We start from the raw sequence: 24,878 nt of genomic DNA on the forward strand, positions 1-24,878 counted from the left end.
AACCATACACCTTGATCAACACTGTTCTTTCTATTTTTGTATTAAATAGATTGGACATGAAGACTTCCGACCACACGATATCCCGCAAAGATTTTATAAGAAATTCAGCACTGGCAGCGGCTGGGCTTACTTTAATACCTAATATTATGGCAGCATCACCGTTTTTCGATAAGCAGAACATTTCCACAAAAGGAAAATTAAGCCTTAAGAACGTCCGCCTGGAAACAGGCTTTACGTACGAAGAGGGAGAAGCCATTTCTACTGATACAGGTTTGTTTTATGTGGAAATCGAAAATGGAAAGATCAAAAATGTGGCTCCGAATCAGCCCAATGCCAAAGCTGTTGATGCTAAAGGAATGCTGATGCTTCCCGCCTTTAAAGACATGCATATCCATCTTGATAAAACATTCTACGGTGACCAGTGGAAAGCCGTGAGTAAAAGATCGGGTGGTGTAAAAGGAATGATCGCACTGGAGCAGAAAATGCTTCCCGAAATGCTGAAAAATTCAACATTCAAAGCAGAGAAAATGATTGAACTACTTCAGTCAAAAGGAACTTCTTTTGCAAGAAGCCATGTCAATATTGAACCGACCTCAAAACTGAATTCATTAAAAAACCTTCAGAAGGCATTAGAAAATAAAAAGAAAAGTTTCGGAACCGAGTTGGTGGCTTTCCCGCAACATGGGGTGTTTTATACGGATTCGGTGCCTTATTTGAAGGAAGCAGCTCAGATGGATATTGATTTTATTGGCGGTGTGGATCCGTTTACCATTGATGGGGCGATTGAGAAAACAATTGATTTTACCGTTCAGCTGGCGTTAGACCATCATAAAGGAATTGACATCCATCTTCATGAAACCGGAGAGTCGGGACTCAATACAGTTGAATATCTTATTAAAAAAGTTAACGAAAATCCTTCACTAAAAGAAAAAACCTATCTGAGTCACTGCTTTATCTTAGCGAAACTGGATAAAACCAAACAGGAGGAAATGGCTGAGAAATTGGCGGAAGCTCAGATCGGAATTGTTTCTACCATCCCTTTTGGAAGCCTTGTGATGCCGATTCCAATCTTGTACAAGCATAATGTAAATATATTGACAGGGAATGACAGTATTGTAGATCACTGGAATACTTTCGGGACCGGGAGTGTTCTCCAGAAGGCAAATCTTATGGCGCAGCTGTATGGATATTCCACGGAATTTTTATTGTCAAGAAGCCTGAAGCTGGCAACAGCCAATGTTCTTCCACTGGATGATAAAGGAAACCGTCAATGGCCAAAAGCCGGAGATCAGGCTGACTTTGTCCTTGTGAATGCAAGCTGCTCTGCAGAAGCGGTATCAAGAATTTCAAATGTAGAATCACTGGTGCATCAGGGAAATGTTGTTTATTAAAATATAACCATGAAAATTTTACTGTTTATTGTAGCGTTTGGAAACCTCGGTGCCTGTGGAAAAGAATCCACGGAAGGACAAAAAATAGAGAATATGGTGCAGAAAGACCTGATAGATCTGGTAAAAAAGAATGATGTAGTTGCAGTGAAAGCCTCTTTAGCTCATGGCGCAAACGTCAATACAAAAGATAAAAGAGGACGGTCACTACTGCTCATGGCAACCATTGATAAACAGGTTGAAATGGTAAAACTTCTGGTATCATATAAAGCAGATGTCAACGCTCAGGATAACCAATTGGACAGTCCTTTTTTGTATGCCGGAGCAAGCGGTCAGACCGAGCTGGTGAAACTGTTTCTTGAAAATGGAGCCCGGTTCGATATCTTCAACCGCTATAATGGCACTGCTTTGATTCCTGCCTGCGAACGGGGTTTTGTAGAAACAGTAAAAGTATTGGTGAAAACAAAAGATTTTCCGGTTAATCATGTCAATCGGCTGGGTTGGACTGCTTTGATGGAAGCCGTGATTTTAGGAAATGGAACACAGAAGTATCAGGAAATTGTACAGCTCCTAAAAGATAACGGGGCAGATATTTCTATTCCTGATCATCATGGAAAGACACCGCTGCAACATGCGGAGTCATTAGGATTTAAGGAAATTGCTGCCATATTGAAATCGTGATGGTGTTAAATACTACCCCGTCAAAAATTCTTTGAATTTTCGCCAAAGGAAGGGAATTTTGATCCGAATACTTTTAGACCTGATGAAAATCTTTGATTTCCAAAATAACTTAAGGGATCTTTTCTTCTCAAACTTCATGCTTAATATAACTTAAGTGTTTAAAAACTTATATCTCTTTGGTAGTTGAAGAAATAGAATCCGTCAATAATGAAAATATTTCCTTCAGTTCAAATTTCTCATATAAATTTTACTAATTTTAGGAGAAAATCAAGCCAGGTGGGATATCACACAGATCACTTTCCAATTTTAGGAATTCAGGAGTTCAGCGAGAACCAGCTTCAGGGCTGTCACCTGCTGTTTAATGAGCTGCATGGAGAACGTTCCATTGATGAACCTCATAAGCATGATTTTTTTATCATCAATCTTTTTGAACACGGAAAAGGAAGCCACACAATTGATTTTACGGAACATGAAGTGGGAGACCGTCAGATCCACCTTGTTTTTCCGGATCAGGTGCATCAGTGGGTAATCGAAAAAGAAACAGTGGGATATCAGCTGATGATCAGCAGAGATTGGTTTGAAAGCTTCCTTCCTTCACTGAGATTTTCAGCTTCTTATTATCAGAATCATCCTGTGATTCATCTTTCCAAAGAAACCTTTGAAATTTTCCTCTATGAATTTCAGGCTATTCAGAAAGAGTTGGGTGAAAAGAATATATTTTGGGAAGTTATCCAGAAGCGTAGCGAACTGATCGGGTTGCTGGTCAGTCAGTCGGTAGAAGGGGTTTTTAAAGATTTTGAAATGTATCATTCCAATCCTATTATATCTAAATTTCTACAGCTTATTGATGAACATTTCAGGACAGAGAGATCCGTGTCATTCTATGCGGAGAAGCTTAATATTTCTGCGAATTATCTAAATATCGTCTGTAAGAAAAACCTTAATTCTTCGGCTTCATCACTTATTCAGGACAGAATTCTGCTTGAGGCAAAACGTCTTTTAAAAGTTTCGGAGATGTCTGTAAAAGATATTGTATATGATCTTGGTTTTTATGATCATGCCAGTTTTTCTAAATTTTTCAAAGCACAGACGGGAATGACTCCGTCTCAGTTCAAATAATAATCTGTACAAGACAAAGCATAATCGATACACGGGTTCTGAAAAAAGCTGGTGTAGCTTTGTACTGTTAAAAGATAAATCATGCAGTTTCCCTATCAATTAGTCGCAAAAGGAACATATTCACTCAAAAATGTCCGTCTTGAAACCGGATTTGAATACAATGAAGCAGAAGTGATCAGGACAAAAACTGATCTTTTTAATATAGAAATTGAAGAAGGAAAAATCAAAGCGGTAAAAACTAACGATCCTGGCTCTGATGCTATGGATGCAAAAGGTTTACTCATGCTTCCCGCTTTCAGAGATATGCATATCCATCTGGATAAAACATTATATGGACTTCCCTGGCAGGCACTTTCGCCAAAGCGGAGAACAGTGAAGGATATGATTGCTTACGAGCAGGAAATCATTCCTGAACTTTTAAAAACATCTGTGGAAAGGGCAGAGCAGCTGATCAGTCTTTTGCAGCATTATGGAACCCACTTCGCAAGGACCCATTTTAACATTGATCCTACTTCAGGTTTAAATTCACTGGAAAATCTGGAAAAAGCATTAGAACATAAAAAAGACGCTTTTAAAGCTGAACTTGTTGCTTTTCCCCAGCATGGTTTGTATTATACAGATACAGCCCCTTTAATGAAGGAAGCAGCGCAATTAAAAAGTGTAGGTTTTATCGGAGGACTTGATCCGTTTAGTATTGACGGAAACATTGAAAAAGTACTTGACTTTACCATACAGCTTGCGTTGGATCATAAAAAAGGAATTGACATTCATCTGCATGAAGCTGGGGAATCAGGAATGAAAACGATCAATTATCTTATTGATAAGGCGATTGAGAACCCGCAGCTACAGGGAAAGACATTTATAAGTCATGCGTTCGCTTTGGGGCATCTTTCAAAGATAGAAACAGAAAGGATTTCGGAAAGACTCGCTGAAGGAAAAGTCGGAATTGCATCTTCTGTACCATTCAGAGGAACGGTTATGCCGATTCCTGTGTTGAAGAAATATGGAGTAGATGTCCTCATAGGAAATGATAACGTACAGGATTACTGGAGTACTTTCGGATCCGGAAATATGCTTCAGAAAGCCAATCTCATTGCAGAGCTATACGGATATGAAACGGAGTTTGAGTTATCAAGAACCCTAGAGTTTGCCACTCAAAGTACCCTTCCGCTGGATGATCATGGAAAACAGCAATGGCCAAAAAAGGGTGACGAAGCATCCATTGTATTGGCTGATGCGTCGTGTTCTGCTGAGGCAGTTTCCAGAATATCTAAAATAGAAGCCCTGATGGACAGTGGCAATCTGTTCTGGAGACATTAATTGAAATATATATTTTTTATATACTTGTTCTTTGTAAATAAGGCCATTGGATTTTCTGATGGCTTTTTCTATGGTGTATTGTAAAACTGATTATTTTTTATACTTTTCAGGTGACCAATAAAAACAAAGATAAATAGAAATATGCCTCAATATATAGATTCATATTATTTAGTAAATGAGAGGGATTCCGGGCTTGTTGAGCAGTTTTTAAATGATTTTTTACCTCGAAATTCAGAGCTCGCTTTAGATTATTTAATACCTGTATTGGGTACGGAGCAAGAGAGAATTTTTGATAATGTAAAAGAGGTCTTAACGTATCTTGATGCTACCCCTGACGTAGGTTATATTATGTACTGGGAAAACCTCAATAAGGCTTCTGAAATAAAACAGTTTACCTTAATGTATACGGATGATGGGAAAATGATTTTTGGAGTTTCTGTTATTGGAAATGATCTGGAATCAAAGGAAAGTCTGCTTACATTTTACAGAATAAAAAGGTATCTCAAAGCAGTGTATGCCTGTATTACCGGAGAAGAGCCGCCTCCCGGAAATTCTGAAGACTTCATCTTTTTTTGCGAAAACAGATATGTACCGATCATGAAGTCTATTGAATAGTACGGTATATGAATTCAAAAGTAATTAATGACCAATAAACAATAAAAAGCCACCAGAAAGAAATTCTGATGGCTTTTAAAAGTAGATATGAAGAAACTAGTTACTTATTGTAATCCTGCTAAAAGGTTGACTCCGTCTACTGTAGCCCAAGCTCCAGGAGTTAAAGCAACTTTTGTAACAGTTGTTGCATTGGTGAATGTTTTAGCACCATTTGGATTATATGCGTATCCCCAAACAGCTGCATTGTCAGAGTTTAGGTAAGTAAGAGGAGCAACAACAACCTTTCCAGTATTTACCTGGCTTGTTTCTGTAGCTGCATCTTGGATCAGTACGGCATAAGCTTTTTGGGTTCCGATATTTTTATAACCGCTGATATAAACATTTGTGAAAATTCCTGTTCCGTGTTTTTTGAACTGGATCGCAGAGATTTCTGGAGAGTTGGCTGATTCAGGGTTAGTATTCGTATCTCTGATTAAAGTGATATTGGATACTTTTGGTGCTACATTGTCAGCATTACCAGAAGCTTCGATTTCCATTCCGAAGTTACCTGTTCCTGTTTGAAAAGCATACCAGTTAGTATTGTTCTGTCCGCTCCATGCATCCTGCCAGTCGAAAGAGTCATCGAAGTTACCGTAAGAAACAATGTTTTTAGCACTTACAGTTCCACCGAAGAATTCATATCCGTCGTCAGTTCCTTTGTATGTTACAAGGTTCTCTAAAGTAGTTCCAGCCCCTACAGCATAGAATGTCATAGAGTTGGTTTCTGAAGTTCCGTCACCAATCTTTTTACCGGCGTATTCTACTCTTACAAACTTCATAGTTCCTGAGTTTGAATTGGCATCAGTTCCTCCGTAGTAAACGTTATTTCCATCCTCAGAAAGAGCCTGTGTATTTCCGTTCACTGCTTTGATAGGAGCGCTTCCGTATATTGTAATTCCACCCCAGTCTCCAGGAGTTTTAGTAGAAGTTGTAAATACAATTGGTTCAGCAGCTGTGCCTACAGCGTTGATCTTTCCGTCCTGAAGAATTACTAAACCACTTGTTTTAGACGTTACTACATTGAAAGTAGCTCCCGCTTCAATAGTGATGGTAGCGTTATTTGTAATTTTTACGATCCCGTCTAATGTATAACTTCCTTTTTTGATAAGGATATCTTTTGAAATAGTTCCTGATAATGTTCCGCTTCCGCTTAATACACTTTCAGTAGTTCCCGGAGTAGTAACTGTAGTACCGTCTCCTAAGCCATCATTTACCTCGATAGTACATGAATTTAAGGCCAATGTTAACACGGCTGTTAACGATAATAATGATAAAACTCTTCTTTTCATTTTTATACTTTATTTTTATTTTTTATTAATTATGTTTAGAATGTGTAGCCAACGGTAAAGTTGAATGTTATACCTCTATAATAGTTGACAAGTGTATTATTTCCTTCCTCTATATTAAGCGGAAGATAACTTTTGTCACCAAGTAAGATTTTATATTTGCTGTCTAAGATATTTTGTACTCCCAATTTAACATTCCAGTTTTTAGATAACTGCCCCTGGTAAACAAAATCGATTTGGCTAAATGGCTTTTCGTAGTAGTTATCTGTACCTGCACCTCCTGTTGCATATATTTTGCTTCCTGATACGTTATACACCAGAGAGAAGGTATGGGCTAAGTTGTTACGGTTTTTAAGTTCATATTTTAAATCAGCATTGATGGTATAAGGAGCAGCACCCTGTAAACCTCTTTTGCGCAGTTTTTCTCCAGTTGCCTGGAACCATTTTGGTTCTTCCATTTTCAGCTGATCAGCACTTCTTTCAACATCAGAGTGCATGATAGTTGCATTGGCACCCAAAGTGAAATTGTGAAGAACTTCGGAAATTCTGCTTAAACTTAAAATACCTTCCAATTCTACCCCAATTAAATCAGCTTTTTTAGCATTGAAGAATGTGATGGTAGAACCTGTTGCATCTCCTGAGGCTACCAATGAACGTTCAATGGCGTTGTTAATCCTTTTTGCGAATAGATTTACAGCAAACATTTCCTTGTTAGTAGGGAAGTATTCCCATTTCAAATCAAAGTTATAGTTTTCGCTATTCTGAATATTTTGATTTCCGACAATATTTACGTTATCCGGACTCACATATTTGATAGGCATAGTCTCAATCAGAATTGGACGGGTAACAGTCTTACTGAATGAAAATCTTAAATTTTGTTTAGTGTCAAGTGCCTTTTTAATGGATAATGAAGGCAAAAAGAAATCTTTGTTTTTTTCGAGATTATTCTTTTTATCAGCTCCTTGGTCAGAGTAACGAATGAGGGTCATGTCGTTTTCATATCTCGCACCCAGCAAAATATCCCAGGAATCATTTGGTTTAAAGTTAATGTTAGCATATCCACCATTGATTATTTGATAAAAGCTTGAATAGAATTGTGAGATATCAGAGCCTTCCTGATAATATAAGTTTCCATTCTTTAATGATGCATTAAAAGTGTCCTGAGGAGTATCCACATTTGTTACAAAGACAGGATTTGAGAAACCTGCTGCCGGACGCCCAAAAATAAATCTATAAGATGTTTTTCTAAAATCAGAGAAACCATTATAACCAACAGCAATCTGAATAGGATAATCCTTTCTATCTCCTTTTTCACCAAGAGATAACTGATATTCTGCGAAAGCTGAACCGTAAAACCTTGAATCAACATCTAAATATTGACGGATCAGGTTATTTCCTCCATAACGCATTTGTACATATCCATCTGAAAGGATACCGCCTGTGTTTGGATCAGCTCGGTTACCATCTATGATTTTTCTGTCTGGTTGGCTGTAGTTGTTTATTACATAACTCGCTCCAGCCTTAACCTGATTTCTCTCGTTAATTTTTTGTGAGGCTGTTAATTGTAGATCTAAAAATCTTGAAATATCTAGCTGGTTAGTTCTAAAAAATCCGGTTTCTTTATTGAAAACCTGTCCATCTTTGTAACCAAAATTATCTTCAATAATATTATTTGCATTTTGAAGATAAATTGCATTTAAATTAACATTGGTTCCCTTATTTTTATATCCTAAACCTAATAATATTGAAGACTCTGTCTCATAATTATATTGCTTACGGTTAAGGAAATTCATATTGTCAATGAAGCTATCACCTTGAGCTCTGAATTGATTATTAGCACCGTCTTTATACTCAAATTTACTCGATTGATTTAAAGAGAATAGAATTCCTAAATTCCCGGTTTCACCCATTTTTACTTTCTGAGCGGTGGTAAATCCAATACTTGTATTAGGCATTGATTTTACATTGTTCACATTCCACGAATCTTTAAATGAGTTTAAAGATTCATTCGGAGTAAATTTATAGTTATCCGGTCTTGAATTTCTAATTTCGCTGGGAAGTCTTCTGTCTCTTGAATTCAATCCCAGATATCCGTTCATTCCTTCTGCACCCTCAGCTACTTTAAAATTGTTTCTGAATGTACTTAAAGTATTTACCCCTACACTGAATTCTACTTTTGTAAAAGGCTTATCAATAGTTAGTGTTTCAATATCAAAAGTAGCTCCTGCAAAATCTCCGTAAAGATTGGAGTTGAAAGTTTTATAGATGTTTAATTTTCCTACAACATCCGTCGGGAACTGTTTTAAGGCAATAATCTTTTGGAATGGGTTGTTGGAAGGGGATCCAAGACCGTTGATCAACAAATAATTGTATCGCTCTTCAAGACCTCTTACGAAAAGACCTCTTCCTTCTACTGTAGTAATTCCCGTTACTTTCGTAAGTCCCTGTTCTACGTTGGAAATTCCTTTTCTCGAAATCTCTTCAGCACTTACAGCCTGCTTTTGAACAACCGCTTTTTTTTGTTCTCCCAATACGGCAGCTTCAGTTTTCTTGTTACTGCTTCCCTGGATGACTACGCCATCAATTTTTTTCTCCTTAATGATCGTGTCCTGCTTCGTTTCCTGAGCATAAAACATGGATCCGGATAAAAATACGACCGCAATGCTAAGTTTATTAATTTTCATTATCTTACTTACTTTGTTTACTAGATTCTTTCGGTGCAAAGGAATAAAAGATAAGTGGGGTAAATGGTTTAGGGTGTTTTAATTTTTTTTTAACTAAACATTAATAAAAGACCATTATTGTTAACTTTATGTGAACGATAGTAGATTTGTTCATCTGTGCTTTAAAATTTATTAACTTTGACTCAGTAAAAATTTAAAATGAACCAAAAGAAAATACTCTTAATAGACGATGAACTGGATATTTTAGAGATTCTGTCTTACAACCTGGAAAAAGAAGGCTACGACATCTATACTGCTACAAACGGTAACGAAGGTATAGAGAAAGCGAAGGAGATCATCCCGGACCTTATCCTGTTAGATGTAATGATGCCGGAAAAAGACGGAATCGAAACATGTCAGGAACTCCGTAAAGTAAAAGAACTGCAGAAGACACTGATTGTTTTCCTTTCCGCAAGAAGCGAAGAGTTTTCACAGTTAGCAGGATTTCATGCGGGAGCCAATGATTATATCGTGAAGCTGATCAAACCGAAAATCCTTACTTCTAAAGTGAATGCTTTACTGCAACTGACTTCTCAGGTTTCAGATAATGCCAAACTGATCGAGATTGGTGATCTGGTAATCGATAAAGATAACTTCAGAGTTTCCAAAAGCGGACAGCAGTTTCTTCTTCCTAAAAAAGAATTTGATCTGCTTTATCTTCTCGCTTCAAATACAGAAAAAGTATTTAAAAGAGAAGAAATTCTGGAAAAAGTATGGGGTAATGATGTCATCGTGGGAGAAAGAACCATTGATGTCCATATCAGAAGATTAAGAGAAAAACTGGGAATTAATACCATCCAGACATTAAAGGGAATCGGATATAAACTTATTGTTTTATAACTTAAATTCCTGCTTTACATAACCTATAAAAACTTGTAAAATTGAAATTTTACAGACTTACACTCGTCGCCTCGTGTCTCCTGACACTGGTGATGTTTCTTTTAGTAATCATCTTTGATTCACTGAAGGATATCTATTACCGGACCCCATTCTTTAAAATCGGGCTGTTTATCTGCCTGGTCCTCATTTTCATGATCAACTATGTGGTGCTGGAACTCCTTTTCAACTACTACGGAAAAAAGCAGGTTCGTGGGTTATCACAAATGCTTCCGTTGGAGATTGTTCATGATAACAACGAAAATATCACCATTAAAGAACTGGGAGAAAGATTCTCGGATCTGAACCAGCAGCAGGTTACGGAGATCGATATGATGAAGGAAATGGAAAGCTACCGTAAAGAATACATCGGAAATGTTTCCCATGAACTTAAAACGCCTTTATTTTCTATTCAGGGATATGTAGAAACCCTAAGAGATGGAGGGGTAGATAATCTTACCATTCGGGACAAATATCTGGAAAGAATTGATAAATCGGTAGAAAGGCTGATTGCGATTGTGACCGATCTTGATATGATCAACAGGCTTGAAGCAGGTGAGATCAGCATTACCAATTCAAAATTTGATGTGAATCTCCTGATCAAAGAAATTTTTGACCTTCTTGAATTTGAAGCAGAAAAACATACTACCACACTCCAGATCCAGACCCTTCACCCGCAAATATTTGTAGAAGCCGATAAACAGAAAGTTTCACAGGTTTTTATTAATTTAATTTCCAATGCTATTCATTATGCTAACAGGCAGGAAGCAAAGGTGGTTGTAAAAACGAGTATCCTTAAAAATAAAGTACTGATCGAAGTGATCGACAACGGAATGGGAATTAAAGCCGAAATCCTTCCAAGAATCTTTGAAAGATTCTACCGTGTGGAAACCAGCAGAAGCCGTAGAGAAGGAGGTTCCGGTCTTGGATTGGCTATCGTAAAGCACATACTGGAGGCCCATAACGAAAATATTACTGTAGAAAGTGTCTATCTTGAAGGCACTAAGTTTAGTTTCATGCTGGAAAAAAGTAAATAATTCCGGTAAAATGTAAGAAAAAAAAATATTTTAAAAAATCCTGAAATATTTTTTTGTCACCTCTCATTTATTATATATTTGCAACAGAGATTTATCATAATAATTAAGGCAAAAAAGTAATTTAAGAAACTGATATGGTTTACAAGATCCGCGTAATATTAGATGCGAAAGAGGATATTTTCCGTGATATTGAAGTAAAAGGAAAACAATCACTATGGAACTTACACTTGGGAATTAAAAGTGCGTTCAGTCTGCAGGGAGATGAACTTTCAACTTTTAATATGTTGGAAGATGACGGAACAATAGTTAAAAGTGTTCCCCTGGAAGATATGAGTGACGATGGTGATGGCGAAATTATGTCAGACGTGTACATCGATGAAGCTTTTGAAAATGCAGGCGATAAAGCACAGTTTCAGTACGGGCTTCTGGATCTTTGGGAATTCTTCTGCGAACTTGTAGAAGTAATCGACGAAACAAAAGGAGTTATTTATCCTATTACAGTATACAGATTTGGAAATGTTCCATTGAAAGCACCAAGCAAAAGCGGAAGTGGAGGATCTAAAAAAAGATCAGCAATGCCATTGATGGATGATGATTTCAGCTTTGATGATGACTTCGGAGGAACCACCAGTTTCGAAGATGAAGATGATGACAGCTTCGAAGATGATGATGAAGAAAACTACAACGATGATGTTTTCGAAGATGAAGAAGATAATGACGATGAGAAATAACATCTGAATAGAATATAGAGCCCTGGATTTTTTGTCCGGGGCTTTTTTGAAATAAGAGTTTAAGACATCAGATTTCAGACGAGAATTTGCCAATGGCGAATTTTCCTTTGCAAATTTTATTATTGACCAAGGCCATTCACTGTCGAAGCAAAATTGGTGATTCACAATTCACCTTTACACAGTTCATTTTTCCTTACTTTTGCTAAAAACCAATGAGAAAATTGGTCTGGGAATTGTTTCCTGTACCACTCAAAATACAATTGACACTATGGATTTGCTGAAAGAATGGAAGCACACAACCAATATATACGAAGTAAACATCAGACAATATACACCCGAAGGAACATTCAAAGCATTTGAAAAAGAAATGCCGCGCCTGAAAAAAATGGGTGTCAGAACACTTTGGTTCATGCCCATAACACCCATTGCCCAGGAAAATAAAAAGGGAAGTATGGGAAGCCCTTATGCAGCATCTGATTATACTTCCATTAACCCTGAATTTGGGACGATGGATGATTTCAGACATATGGTGAATGAAGCCCACAGACTGGGATTTAAAATAATTATTGACTGGGTAGCCAACCATACCGGATGGGACCACATCTGGACAAAAACACATCCCGAATTTTACCTGAAAGATCCTGACGGAAAATTCCACAGGGCTTCCGGAATGGATGACATCATTGAACTGGATTATAAGAATAAGGAAATGCGGGAGGCGATGATCCAATCTATGAAATTCTGGATAAAAGAAACAGATATCGACGGTTTCAGATGTGACCTGGCTTCATGGGTGGAAGTAGATTTCTGGCTACAGGCACGTCCGGAAGTAGAAAAAATAAAACCCCTGTTCTGGCTGGGAGAATTCGATGAACTGGAAAGTCCTGAGTATGGGGAAGTATTTGATGCCAGTTATTCATGGAAATGGATGCATAAATCTGCAGATTATTATAAAAATAATGAGCCACTTCAGGAGCTTAAAGACTTGTTGATACAATATTCAGGTTTAGGCGATGCATCTATGAGAGCATGGTTTACATCAAATCATGACGAAAATTCCTGGAATGGCACAGAATACGAAAAATATGGAATGATCACCAAGCCGATGGCTGTATTTTCTGCAACATGGAATGGTATTCCTCTCCTTTATTCAGGACAGGAACTTCCCAATATGAAAAGACTGGAGTTTTTTGAAAAAGATGCCATCAGGTGGACTAATACCTGTCAAATGGCAGAATTTTATCAAATCCTGCTTGAATTAAAAGCGTCCAACCCAGCCCTGAGGGGTGGAGATGACAATGTAACGACTTATCTGCTGAATACGTCAGCTAACGACAAGATTCTGGCGTACATAAGAAAGAACGGAAAGAATGAGGTTTTAGTTATTCTGAATTTGTCTAAAGAACCGGTTGTCTTTAATATTGACGATCAAAATATATCGGGAACGTACCGGAATGTTTTCGAGAGAACCAAAAGAGATTTTGACGAGGGAAAAGACTTCAGTTTTAAAGTATCTGATTACGCCGTTTTTGAAAAATAAACAGATCAATAGCTTATCATATTCAATAGGAGCGGGCTTTAACCCGCTTATTTTATGCATGTTTGCAATAGATTTTAACCTAAATTTATATTTTTGATCCTGCGGGACATTGAACCCCTGTAAGATAAATTAAAAAATTTCTACACGAAAACGAAAGTACATGGATAAAAAGGAATTATTAAAGATCATAAAAGCAAAACTCACAGACAAGATTCATCATTTTGAAAACCTGATCGCAGAAACCCGTGCCTCAAGTAATGATACCAAAAGCTCAATGGGAGATAAATATGAAACCGGCCGTGAGATGCTTCAGCAGGAAATTAATAATCTTCAGCGGCAGCTTAATGAATCTTTAAATCAGCTGGCCGTTATCCAAAAAATATCAAGTGAGCCTTCAGACAAAGTGCAGAATGGATCTTTGGTAAAAACCGATAAAGGTCTCTTTTACATTACGGTATCAGTGGGAGAGATAATCTCCGAAAACCAGAAGATCATGACTATTTCTGCAGAGTCTCCGCTGGCCAGGGCGATGTCTGGTAAAAAAGCAGAAGAATCATTTAGTATAAATAATATCATTCAGACTATTCAGAAGATCGGGTAGCTAATAGAAATTCTACATCATTTATATACAAAGCATTCATGAAGATGGATGCTTTTTTATGACCTGCGATACCTGTAAATCGGTTAGTTTTTTCTAAATTTGGAGGATAAAAAATCGCTTTCAACAATGCAGAACTACCTGGAGCTTTTACAGCATATTTTAGATAATGGAACAGATAAGACCGATAGAACAGGAACCGGAACCAGAAGTGTTTTCGGGTATCAGCTGAGATACGACCTGTCAAAAGGCTTTCCGATGGTGACCACTAAAAAAGTTCACCTGAAGTCGATTATCTATGAGCTGCTTTGGTTTTTGAAAGGCGATACCAACGTCAAATATCTCAACGACAATGGAGTAAGTATTTGGGACGAATGGGCTGATGAAAATGGAGATTTAGGTCCCGTTTACGGAGCACAGTGGAGAAGCTGGCAGGGAGCGAATGGAAAAGTGGTGGATCAGATCACTGAAGTAATTGATCAGATCAAAAAAAATCCAGACTCCAGAAGGCTGATTGTTTCTGCATGGAATGCGGCCGAAATTCCCAATATGGCGCTGGCACCATGTCACGCATTATTTCAGTTTTATGTAGCAGATGGAAAACTATCGCTGCAACTCTATCAGAGAAGTGCTGATGTATTTTTGGGTGTTCCTTTTAATATTGCAAGCTATGCTTTATTATTGATGATGGTAGCACAGGTATGTGATCTGGAAGTGGGGGATTATGTTCACAGCTTTGGTGATGTACATATTTACAATAATCATTTTGAGCAGGTGAATAAACAGCTTTCAAGAGAGACCAGACCTCTTCCGGTGATGAAACTGAATCCTGAGATCAAAGATATCTTCGGTTTTACTTTTGAAGATTTTACCCTTGAAAATTATGATCCGCATCCGGGAATTAAGGCTCCTGTAGCGATCTGATGAAACTTTCCGAGATCTTTTGCACAGTTTTTATCGTTTTTCTTATTAGCTGTCATAGAAAGGAGGAGAAACAACCTGTTATATCAGATCTGTTGATTGAAGATTTTGATTTTGCGAAAGATGCCGTTTTTGACACCTTGAATGTTCCCGGGCATTTAAAAGAAATAATTAAAGATATTTCTTCCTTAAATGTTTATGAGACAGAACAGGGAGAAAAAGGAGAAACAGGAACGCCTGCTAATTTTAAAAATTTTCAAAAGTTATATAACAAAGCTTCGGAAAAGGAGCTTCTTTCCCTTACCAACAATAAGAATAGCGTTGTGGCAGTCTATGCAGCGATAGGACTCTTAGAAAAAAATAATAAGTATACAGTTCCGGTTTTTCAGAAAATCTTTAACAGGAAAGGAACAATGCATATTAAAAATGGGTGTCTTCAGAGTGATGACGGTCCTGCAGAACCTCTTTACTGGAAGTATTATAATCACTTAAAACCCGAACAGCTGACCTCAGATCAGGATCTGAAACAGCTCGACAGCATGATTCTCTTTATGCCGGGTGCTTCAGAACTTATCCTTACTACGGCGTTGAGAAACAGAACCTATTCTGCTGGACTGAAAAAACAGATCGCAAAACAGGCTTTCGAAAATCACAGAACTCCGGCATTACTTTATCTTAATTCATGGCACAAAAAGGAATATTCTGATCAGGTACAGCAAGAGTTGATCAGGCTAATCGAAAATGATTCTGTTTATGCCGATCATAAGAGAGAATACTTATTAATCCTTCTTTCATTTAATAATAAAGAAAATAAAAAAACACTTCTGAATTACATCAAAAAAAACAGTCTCCTGAAGGAGGACCGTCAAATCAGAGTGCAGCTGGAAAACAATGGAATCTTTTCAGAAGATTTCAACTAATATTCCAATAAGGCTTTATGTAACAGAATAGCCCATTTTACTACTGATTGTAAATAGTATGATTCTGAAAAAACTGTTTTTTACCGTAATGACAAGGTTTTCCTGCATGATATTTAATCAAAATGATCTCAGTGCATCATAAACTGACGGCAAGTTTTGCTTTCGTTTCAAGAGCTTTCATGACGATAATAATGATTTCTCTTAAAATCATACAGACAAGTCTTGGTAAAGATTTTAAAATGCCTAATTTTAAGCAAATTGAATTTAAGTTTGAAACAGCAGACATTGAAATGAAATTTAATGCTGAAAAGGAGCACTAGATTTTTCGCAGACTGTTGCTGAACTTATCTTTAAAAAAGAATAAAATGAAATATCTAAAAATCAATACAGAGCAAAATGCAGATTTTGAAGCACTACAAAATGCAGTTCTTCAATTAAAAGGAGTAGCCTCAGTTGAGGTCATTGATGACGAAAATCCCGAAAGCGAACTGAAAAAAGCTTTTGCCAAAACTAAGGAACAACTTAAAACAGGTGACTACGAAACATTGGTCAATGATATTTTTGATATAATAACAAAAAATAATTCTAAAAAATAATAAAGTAACAGATGAAAAAGGTGATTTTGTCGATTGCTATACTCGGAATTTTCTTTTCCGCAAACGTATCAGCACAGACCGAAACTTCAGGAAGAGAAAAGGCTTATAGAGCCACACACACCAAAGTAACGGAACTTAAACATACCAAGCTTAAAGTAAATTTCGATTATCAGAAAGAGCAGATGGGCGGAGAAGAATGGCTGACAGCCTCTCCCTATTTCTACCCTACCAATGAATTGACCCTGGACGCAAAAGGGATGCTGATTCATGAAGTTGCTCTTGATAACAACGGAAAAAAATCCCCTCTGAAATATGAATATAAAGATGAAATTCTAAAAATAAGCCTGGACAAAACCTACCAAAAAAATCAGGAATACACAGTTTATATAAAATATACAGCACGTCCAAATGAAGTAAAACAGAAAGGAAGCATGGCGATCAACGATGCCAAAGGACTGTACTTTATCAATGCGCAGGGACAGGATCCCGATATGCCAACCCAGATCTGGACACAGGGAGAAACAGAATCTTCGTCTGCATGGTTTCCAACCATCGACAAACCCAATCAGAAAACTACCCAGGAGATTTACATGACAGTTCCCGATAAGTATGTGACGCTGTCCAACGGAATCCTGAAGGATTCGCAGAAAGAAGGGAACAATTTAAGAACCGATCATTGGGTCATGGATAAAAGACATGCTACTTATCTGTTCTTTATGGGCGTAGGTGAATATGCCATTGTTAAAGACCAATGGAAAAATATTCCGGTAGATTATTATATCGAAAAAGAATACGAACCGTATGCAAAACAGATCTACGGAAATACACCCGAAATGATCGAGTTTTTCTCCAAAAAAATGGGTTACGACTATCCATGGGCAAAATATGCACAGATCTCGGGAAGAGATTATGTAAGCGGTGCCATGGAAAATACAACAGCAACCCTTCATGGAAGTGATATTCTTCAGAAACCCGGACAATTGATCGATGAAAACAAATGGGAAGATACGATTGCCCATGAATTGTTTCACCACTGGTTTGGAGACCTTGTAACAGCAGAAAGCTGGAGCAACCTTACCGTAAATGAATCTTTTGCCAATTATTCTGAATATTTATGGAACGAATATAAATATGGAAAAGATCAGGCAGATTATCATCAGATGACTGACGTGAATATGTACATTCACAACCCTTCAGATTTCAAGAAAAACCTTGTAAGATTCAACTACGAATCTCGCGAAGATGTTTTTGATCTTGTGACCTACCAGAAAGGAGGTGGAATTCTTCACATGCTGAGAAATTATTTGGGTGATGATGCATTCTTTGCCGGAATGAATGATTACCTGAAATCCAATGAATACCAAAACGCTGAAGCCCATCAGCTGAGACTGTCCTTTGAAAAAGTTTCAGGAAAAGATCTGAACTGGTTCTTCAACCAATGGTATTTCGGAAGCGGAAATCCAAAAATCAACTACTCATTTACCTTCGAACCTGTGAAAAAGCAGGTAGCTTTAACGATCAATCAAACACAGGAGCAGCCGTTTGAGTTTCCTCTTGCAATTGATGTGTATGACAATGGAAAACCAAAAAGATATAATGTATGGGTTAATGCCGAAGCGAAGAATACATTCAGTTTTGACGTTTCTAAAAATCCGGACCTTATCAATATTAATGCAGACGGAATTTTACTGGCAGATATTACCGATACGAAAACTCCGGAACAGAACCTGATGCAGTTTACAAACTCCAGAGAGTTTAAAAGCAGATATACAGCTTTAACTGCTATAAAAGATCAGGTTGGAAAAAATCCAGCTGCTACAAAATTATTGGCAGCTGCATTAAAAGACCCTTATTTCAGAACAAGAATCAAGGCACTTCAGCTGATGGACCTTTCCAATCCTGAACAGATGAAAGCTTTGGGAACAGATGCTGAAAAGCTGGCTTCCAATGATCCAAAAACTTTGGTTCAGGCGGCTGCAATTACAGCATTGGCTAAAACAAAGGATAAGAAATATCTTCCGATTTTTGAGAAAGGAGTGAATGCTGTTTCCAATGCTGTAAAAGCTACCTCAGTAAGTGCTGTTTTAGCTATAGATCCTTCAAAGGCCAATACATTAGCTGATAAAATTGATCTTGAGGGCGCATCAGACGAATTGACGAGCCAGCTTCTGCCGGTGATTGTAAAGAATAAAGTGACTTCACAGATGTCTAATATCACTCCGCTTGTTGCATTTTATCCTTTCATTAAATTCCAGAATCCGGAATTAGGAAAGTCTGCGGAAGAAGGATACAACTGGATCATGAGTTCTGATAATCTGAAAGCAACTGCAAATATTACAAAAATAATTAGTCATGCAAAAGGTGAGATGGGAGACAATCCTCAGGTAAAAATGATGATTGCTCAAATGCTTAAGGATGGTTTAAGTAAGAAAATGGAACTGTTGAGACAGAATCCTCAGAAAGCAGTAAGCATCAACAAACAGATCGATGCTATTAATAAAGCAATTGAAGACTTTAAATAATCAGAGAACTGAAATTGCTGATCATATAACAACCGCTGTATTCAACAGCGGTTGTTTTTATTACTTCCAAAAACCATTATCCTTAGCCCAGGTTTTGAAAAGCTCAGGCCATGCGGCAACAGGACTTCCTTTTTTACCTAATCCCCAGCCGTGTCCGCCTGTTTGAAAAAGATGCATTTCAGCAGGGACGTTAACCTGGCGTAAAGATGAATACAGCAATAAACTGTTATCAAAAGAAGAGATTGGATCATCAAGTGCCTGCGCTATAAAAGTGACAGGCATATTTGAACTGACCTGTTTTTCTACCGAAAACGCAGTTTCTTTGGAAACAGAAGAAGTATCTCCAAGAATACTTTTTCTTGAATGGGTTTTATTATTGGGTGGCAGCATCGAAATAACAGGATAGATCAGTCCTGCAAAATCAGGTTTGGCTGATATGGAATCTATGGTATCAATAGGGGAGTAGAGTTTCTTATGAGGTTGTGCTGCTGTAAAACCTGCTAAATGTCCTCCGGCAGAAAAACCGAGTACTCCTATTTTATCTTCATCGATTTTATATTTCTGCGCAAGACTTCGGATCAGGCGTATGGCTCTTTGTGCATCTTCAAAAGGGACATCAGCTGTTTTCCAGTTTTCCTGAGGAAGCCTGTAAATGAGTTCAAAAGCGGTTACACCCTCTGACTGAAGCCAGCTGGCTGTTGGGGTACTTTCTTTTCCAAGTTCAATATGGGCATATCCGCCACCGCTGATCACCAGAATAGCAGTTCCGTTAGGATGTGAAGGCTGATGAACAATTAGCCGCGGTTTTGAAACATGGGTTAAAGAACCTTTAGAAGTGATGATTTCAGCTCCATGCGGGCCGGAACCATCAGGCATCTTACCAGCCCATAAATCAATCTGTTCCAAATCCGGAGCAATCTGAAACTTCTGCTCTGAGATCTGGGCTTTATATGGGTTCTCGCTAGTAAACAATAAAATCATAAGAACAATGAGCGGTTTCATAGATGTATTTTAAAATAAATTTAAACAATCTGCCCGTTGTAACCTCTTAATAAATCATAAAAGAAAATCGAGTTGTGGGAACATTTTTCAGTTATCAGGTATTTTATGCTTTGTTTTTGGCTTATTTACCATTTAAATATTGACTTTTACCGGTCAGTGGCCAGTGGCTTGACTTCATATTTTTTGCTCATACACCGTATCTGTTTAATTTTATTTGCTGTTTTACTGATTTTGTTTTAGGCTTCCCATATTTTTTTTAATGATTAAAATTCAACAGGAGCTATTTTTTACGTGATGCTTTTTGTCATTTTAGTGGATATGGTTTTTAATTACCTGTGATTTTCTTTTTTATGATTAATATATTACTCTATAATATGTTGTTTGTCAGTGTTTTGAATTTTGACTTTGTTAAAGCTAATTAACATATTTGCTTCATTAATGTTAAAATTAAAAACATGAATGTAAAATTACGTGTGTTAAGTGCCGGGGCATTGTTTTTTGTAGGGCAGGCAGCTTTTGCACAAACTATCCCTAAAGATACTGTTAAAATAGATGAGGTTGTTGTGGTTGCTTTTGGTAAACAAAAAAGAGAAGCAATTGCAGGATCAGTTACTAAAATTGATGCGAAAGAACTTGCTAATGTTCAATCAAGTAACATGATCACATCGCTATCCGGTAAAATTGGCGGGGTACAGATTACTACAAATTCGGGACAACCTGGTGACCCTCCACAGGTTAGATTTAGAGGTCTGGGATCATTGTCATCTTCTAACAATCCGTTATATGTTGTAGATGGAATGCCCTTTGGTGGGAATATTAACTCTTTGAACAATAATGACATTGAAAGTATTACATTCCTTAAAGATGCATCTGCTAGTGCATTATACGGAAGTAGAGGTGCAAACGGAGTTGTTATGATTACAACGAAGAGGGGTAAAAAAGGGAAAATGAACATTACCTTTGATACCAAATTTGGAGTAAACTCAAGAGCTGTAAAAGAATATGATCTAATAAGAGACCCGGGAGAATTTTATCAGGTTTATTTCGAAAGATTAAGAGTCGGAAATGTTTTTTCAGGAATGACTTACGCGGATGCTTCTGCTGCTGCTGCTTCGGATTTGATTGATGGAACCGAAGGATTAGGCTATAATAATTTTAATGTAGCAAACGATCAGTTGGTTGATCCTACTACTGGAAGGCTTAATCCAAATGCTAAGCTTCTATATCAAGATGATTGGCAGAAAGAGATGTTTAAACCAAGTGTTAGACAGGAATATAATGTTAGTCTCCAAGCTGGTTCTGATAAATTAAGTACTTATTTTTCAGTAGGTTATTTAGATGATAAGGGGTTTTTATTAAATTCTGGATTTAAGAGATTTACAGGGCGTTCAAAGGTTGATTATCAAATTACAGATAAGCTTAAATTAAATACTTCGATAAATTATACCAGATCAGATCAATCTTCTCCAAATTCTCAATCAAGTAGCAGTCAGTATTCTAATTTGATAGGATGGGGAAGAAATATAGCACCTATTTATCCAATTTGGGCTAGAAATGCTGACGGAAGTTTTAAATATAATAGCAGTGGCCAAATGTATGATTTTGGTACTCTGGAAAATGTAAATGGAATGGGTTTGGCAAGGCCTTACGGAGGTGGATTGAATGCTTATGCTAAGGCGCAGCTGGATCAAATTAGAAATGTTGAAGACAACATAAATGGTAGAGCTAGTTTATCTTGGAATTTCTTTGATGGATTTAATTTTACTTATAACTTTGGTATGGATGTCGTAGACGGTCATTATAATGGTTATGGAAATAATTTAGGTGGAGATTACGTAAGTTATAATGGTGAAATCAGGTCTTCAACTTCCTTTGAGCAGACGTTTAATAACCAGCAGTTGCTATCATGGAAAAAGAACTTTGGGAAGCATAACATTGATGTTTTGATTGGTCATGAAAATAATGATTATAAAGCGAAAATGCTTTCTGGTACAAGAACAAATTTAGTAATTCCCGGGTTGACCAATGCAAGTAATGGATCTAGATTTTCTGACTTAAATGGTTTTAATGATAACTACTCCGTTGAAGGCTTCCTGTCAAGGTTCAACTATGGCTATGCAAATAAATATTTTGTAAATGCCAGTTTTAGAAGAGATGCTTCCTCTATTTTCAGCCCAGAGAATAGATGGGGTAACTTCTTTGGTTTGGGGGGTGCTTGGATGGCTTCAAATGAAAATTTCTTAAAAGGTAATAAAGCAATTACGAGTTTAAAACTTAAAGCAAGTTACGGAGAACAGGGAAATGATGCATTGTTCTATCCAGCTTCAGTAACAATGAACCACAGAAGTTATTTTGGGTTTGGAAGAAATTATAAAGCTTACCAAGATCAATATGAAAATATTCCTGATGCGGGAGGAAATACTTCTATCGTACAAGTGTATGTAGGAAATAAAGATATCAAATGGGAAACTTCCAAGAGCTTCAATACAGGTTTTGAATTAGAACTTTTCAATAGAATTAATCTTGATGTTGAATATTTCCAAAGAAAAGTAGATGACTTATTGTTTAACTTTCCTTTGGCATTATCTACAGGAACTGCTTTTATCACTAGAAATATTGGTGATATGAAAAATACAGGGGTAGAATTAAACCTTTCTGCAGATATTGTAAAAGGTAAGAATTTTAACTGGACAGTTTATGGAAACAGTACCTATTATAAAAATAAAATTACTTATTTACCAAGTTCTTTTACATCAGGACTGTTTAAGTTTGATGAAGGTAAGGAAGCATATACTTACTACATGAGAAAATTTGCGGGAGTAAATTCTAGCAATGGTAATGCAGCATGGTATGTAGATATTAAAGATGCTAATGGTAATGTTACAGGGCAAAAAACTACTGAGGATTATGCGAACGCAACTTTATATTCATTAGATAAAAGTGCTAACCCTAAATTTTACGGAGGATTTGGTACTAAAGTCGGATATAAGGGAATTAATGTTTCTGTGAATTTCGGATATCAGTTTGGCGGATATATGTATGATAGTATCTATGCCGGAATGCTTCGTTCAAGAGGATCGGGTGATGTTACAAACTTCCACAAAGATATTTATAATACATGGACTCCTACAAATACTTCTGCTTCTCTGCCAGCAGTTGATAGAGTGAGACGATATAATATGGAGGCTTCCGATTTATTCTTAATCAAGTCAGATTACATCAGTCTTGAAGACGCATCAATTACTTATGATCTAACAAATAATGTATTGCCTGAGGGTATTTCCGGGCTATCGTTTGGTGTATATGGTACTAACCTAGCTCTTTGGTCAAAAAGAAAAGGAATGGATCCCCGTTTAAATACTTTAGGCAATTCATTAGGCAATAATGGTACTTCAACAAATAAATATGGAGCTCAGAGAACAATTTCTTTTGGCTTAACTGTTAAATTTTAATAAAATGAAAAAAATATTCGGACTATTATTTTGTTCCACTTTAATACTTACAGGGTGCAGTAGTGATTACTTGAACACCGATTTGGAGTCAACAATGAACGAGTCGCAAATAGAGACATCGCCAACTGCCTTACAGGGGCTTATTAATGGTGTTTACACCAGCCTTCATACCTACGGCTTATCAAGTTCCTCGCATGAAGCTTTTGGACATAAAGCAGTACTTTCAGCAATGGACATGATGTCAAATGATATGGTGCAAACAAGAGGAAGTTGGTTCGGAGATTATTATAACTATACAGGAAGAATTCAGTCTAGTTCTAAAACGACAATGATCTGGAATACCTATTATCAGCAAATTAAAGCAGTGAATAAGGTGATTACTTCTATTGATAAAAATGGGATAACTCCTGAGAATAAAGCAATTTATGGTCAAGCTTTGGCGTTAAGAGGATATTTTCATTTTATGTTGGCCCGTGTTTTTGGTCCAACATATGTGGGACATGTATCGGATGACTGCATTCCTTTATATACAGAAGTTACTCTAGTAGGAAAACCGCGCTCTACTGTTGATATTGTATACAAACAAATTGTTGCTGACCTAGATAAGGCATTGATTAATTTAGATGGATATAAACGACAGAATAAGGAAAAGGTTGATTTAAGTATTGCTCAGGCATTCTATGCTGAGATAGCCCTGGAAATGGGGAATTATACTAAGGCTGCAGAAATGGCTAATGCTGCAAGACAACCATATGTTCAACCAACAGAAAGTCAGTGGCTTGATGGGTTTTATGATCTTCAAGGAAGTCCAGATGCAATGTGGGGAGGAATTATCTCCGAAGCAACAACTTCTTTTGTAGCGAGTTTCTTTGCGCACTTTGATAATACGGATCCTAGTGGATATGCAGGAGGATTAGGTTTTATTAAGGCAATTGATAAAAGATTGTATGATGCAATTCCTGATACAGATTTTAGAAGAAAAGCATATCAGGCATCTAACGGAGCTGCACCTTATAAAAGTTTACCCAAGTATGCCAATATTAAATTTCGAGATCAATCTATTGGTCAAGGGGGGGATTATATCTATATGAGAGCATCAGAAATGTACTATATTGAAGCTGAAGCCTTAGGGAGATTAGGAAATGAAGATCAGGCAAAAGCTGTTTTAAGTGAAATTAGTACTAAAAGAAATCCGTCTTATACTGTAATTGTGAGTGGAACTGCATTAATTGATGAGATTCTATTGCAAAAAAGAATAGAGTTATGGGGTGAAGGCTGTGCTTGGACTGATATGAAAAGATTAAATATAGCTTTGGAAAGAAATTACATTGGAAGTAATCATGTTCTACTGTCTGGTAAATTAAATATTCCTGCAGGAGATCTTAGATTTACCTACCAAATTCCTCAAGCAGAAATATTAGCAAATCCAAGCGTAAAGCAAAATCCTTAATTTATTATTTTAAAAGCTAAAAAGCGACTGTTTAGAAATAAACAGTCGCTTTTCTTTTTATG

At 37.0% G+C, this 24,878-nt stretch carries 20 protein-coding genes; 17 read left to right on the plus strand and 3 right to left on the minus strand.

Features of this window, described 5'->3' with window-relative positions; all coding sequences use genetic code 11:
- The first annotated feature begins 56 nt into the window (after positions 1-56).
- The 5 genes from IW16_RS14715 (at position 57) to IW16_RS14735 (ending at position 5,123) form a co-directional block, all read left to right on the plus strand.
- A complete protein-coding gene (locus IW16_RS14715) occupies positions 57-1,391 on the plus strand; it encodes an amidohydrolase (RefSeq protein WP_034745690.1) in 1,335 nt (444 codons plus the stop codon).
- Positions 1,392-1,400: 9 nt separating this feature from the next.
- On the plus strand, positions 1,401-2,069 hold the full coding sequence (locus IW16_RS14720) for an ankyrin repeat domain-containing protein (RefSeq protein ID WP_034745694.1): 669 nt from the start codon (positions 1,401-1,403) through the stop codon (positions 2,067-2,069).
- A gap of 276 nt (positions 2,070-2,345) precedes the next feature.
- Positions 2,346-3,188: a helix-turn-helix domain-containing protein gene (locus IW16_RS14725; protein ID WP_034746305.1), complete on the plus strand. Its 843-nt coding sequence runs from the start codon at positions 2,346-2,348 to the stop codon at positions 3,186-3,188.
- 81 nt (positions 3,189-3,269) lie between these two features.
- Positions 3,270-4,508, plus strand: a complete 1,239-nt coding sequence (locus tag IW16_RS14730; RefSeq protein WP_034745697.1) for an amidohydrolase — start codon at positions 3,270-3,272, stop codon at positions 4,506-4,508.
- A gap of 141 nt (positions 4,509-4,649) precedes the next feature.
- A complete protein-coding gene (locus tag IW16_RS14735) occupies positions 4,650-5,123 on the plus strand; it encodes a hypothetical protein (RefSeq protein ID WP_034745700.1) in 474 nt (157 codons plus the stop codon).
- A gap of 104 nt (positions 5,124-5,227) precedes the next feature.
- Here IW16_RS14735 and IW16_RS14740 read toward each other — a convergent pair whose 3' ends face one another.
- Both IW16_RS14740 and IW16_RS14745 read right to left on the minus strand, forming a co-directional pair.
- The gene (locus tag IW16_RS14740; RefSeq protein WP_034745704.1) at positions 5,228-6,451 is read right to left on the minus strand and encodes a hypothetical protein; all 1,224 of its coding nucleotides are present in this window, start codon (positions 6,449-6,451) and stop codon (positions 5,228-5,230) included.
- A 35-nt stretch (positions 6,452-6,486) separates the two neighbouring features.
- A complete protein-coding gene (locus tag IW16_RS14745; protein ID WP_034745707.1) occupies positions 6,487-9,132 on the minus strand; it encodes a TonB-dependent receptor plug domain-containing protein in 2,646 nt (881 codons plus the stop codon).
- A 198-nt stretch (positions 9,133-9,330) separates the two neighbouring features.
- Here IW16_RS14745 and IW16_RS14750 point away from each other — a divergent pair, with 198 nt between their 5' ends.
- From IW16_RS14750 to IW16_RS14795, 10 genes are all read left to right on the plus strand, one after another.
- Positions 9,331-10,011 carry a response regulator gene (locus IW16_RS14750; protein WP_034745709.1) on the plus strand — a complete coding sequence of 227 codons (681 nt, stop codon included), beginning with the start codon at positions 9,331-9,333 and terminating at the stop codon, positions 10,009-10,011.
- A gap of 41 nt (positions 10,012-10,052) precedes the next feature.
- Complete coding sequence (locus IW16_RS14755; protein WP_034745712.1) at positions 10,053-11,084, plus strand: sensor histidine kinase; 1,032 nt, start codon at positions 10,053-10,055, stop codon at positions 11,082-11,084.
- A gap of 134 nt (positions 11,085-11,218) precedes the next feature.
- A complete protein-coding gene (locus IW16_RS14760; protein ID WP_034745715.1) occupies positions 11,219-11,815 on the plus strand; it encodes an IS1096 element passenger TnpR family protein in 597 nt (198 codons plus the stop codon).
- A gap of 199 nt (positions 11,816-12,014) precedes the next feature.
- Entirely contained in the window at positions 12,015-13,355 is a 1,341-nt protein-coding gene (locus IW16_RS14765) for an alpha-amylase family glycosyl hydrolase (RefSeq protein WP_034745718.1), read from the plus strand.
- A gap of 160 nt (positions 13,356-13,515) precedes the next feature.
- Complete coding sequence (locus IW16_RS14770) at positions 13,516-13,956, plus strand: GreA/GreB family elongation factor (protein ID WP_034745721.1); 441 nt, start codon at positions 13,516-13,518, stop codon at positions 13,954-13,956.
- 126 nt (positions 13,957-14,082) lie between these two features.
- A complete protein-coding gene (locus IW16_RS14775; RefSeq protein ID WP_034745724.1) occupies positions 14,083-14,877 on the plus strand; it encodes a thymidylate synthase in 795 nt (264 codons plus the stop codon).
- Positions 14,878-14,969: 92 nt separating this feature from the next.
- Positions 14,970-15,794, plus strand: coding sequence for a hypothetical protein (locus IW16_RS14780; RefSeq protein WP_131327904.1), 825 nt, complete (start codon positions 14,970-14,972; stop codon positions 15,792-15,794).
- Positions 15,795-15,925: 131 nt separating this feature from the next.
- Positions 15,926-16,114 (plus strand): hypothetical protein, encoded by a 189-nt coding sequence (locus IW16_RS14785; RefSeq protein ID WP_131327905.1) that lies wholly within the window; start codon positions 15,926-15,928, stop codon positions 16,112-16,114.
- Between the two features lie 45 nt (positions 16,115-16,159).
- Positions 16,160-16,390 carry a hypothetical protein gene (locus tag IW16_RS14790; RefSeq protein WP_034745732.1) on the plus strand — a complete coding sequence of 77 codons (231 nt, stop codon included), beginning with the start codon at positions 16,160-16,162 and terminating at the stop codon, positions 16,388-16,390.
- An 11-nt stretch (positions 16,391-16,401) separates the two neighbouring features.
- Positions 16,402-18,912 carry a M1 family metallopeptidase gene (locus IW16_RS14795; RefSeq protein ID WP_034745735.1) on the plus strand — a complete coding sequence of 837 codons (2,511 nt, stop codon included), beginning with the start codon at positions 16,402-16,404 and terminating at the stop codon, positions 18,910-18,912.
- Positions 18,913-18,972: 60 nt separating this feature from the next.
- On the opposite strand, the gene IW16_RS14800 is transcribed toward IW16_RS14795, so the two are convergent.
- Positions 18,973-19,914, minus strand: coding sequence for an alpha/beta hydrolase (locus tag IW16_RS14800; RefSeq protein ID WP_117590650.1), 942 nt, complete (start codon positions 19,912-19,914; stop codon positions 18,973-18,975).
- Between the two features lie 455 nt (positions 19,915-20,369).
- On the opposite strand from IW16_RS14800, the gene IW16_RS14805 reads away from it, so the two are divergent.
- Both IW16_RS14805 and IW16_RS14810 read left to right on the plus strand, forming a co-directional pair.
- Positions 20,370-23,366, plus strand: a complete 2,997-nt coding sequence (locus tag IW16_RS14805; protein ID WP_034745738.1) for a SusC/RagA family TonB-linked outer membrane protein — start codon at positions 20,370-20,372, stop codon at positions 23,364-23,366.
- Between the two features lie 4 nt (positions 23,367-23,370).
- Positions 23,371-24,816 carry a RagB/SusD family nutrient uptake outer membrane protein gene (locus IW16_RS14810; RefSeq protein WP_073175132.1) on the plus strand — a complete coding sequence of 482 codons (1,446 nt, stop codon included), beginning with the start codon at positions 23,371-23,373 and terminating at the stop codon, positions 24,814-24,816.
- The last annotated feature ends 62 nt before the right edge of the window (positions 24,817-24,878 follow it).

This window comes from Chryseobacterium vrystaatense, from assembly GCF_000737765.1.
Lineage (GTDB): Bacteria > Bacteroidota > Bacteroidia > Flavobacteriales > Weeksellaceae > Chryseobacterium > Chryseobacterium vrystaatense.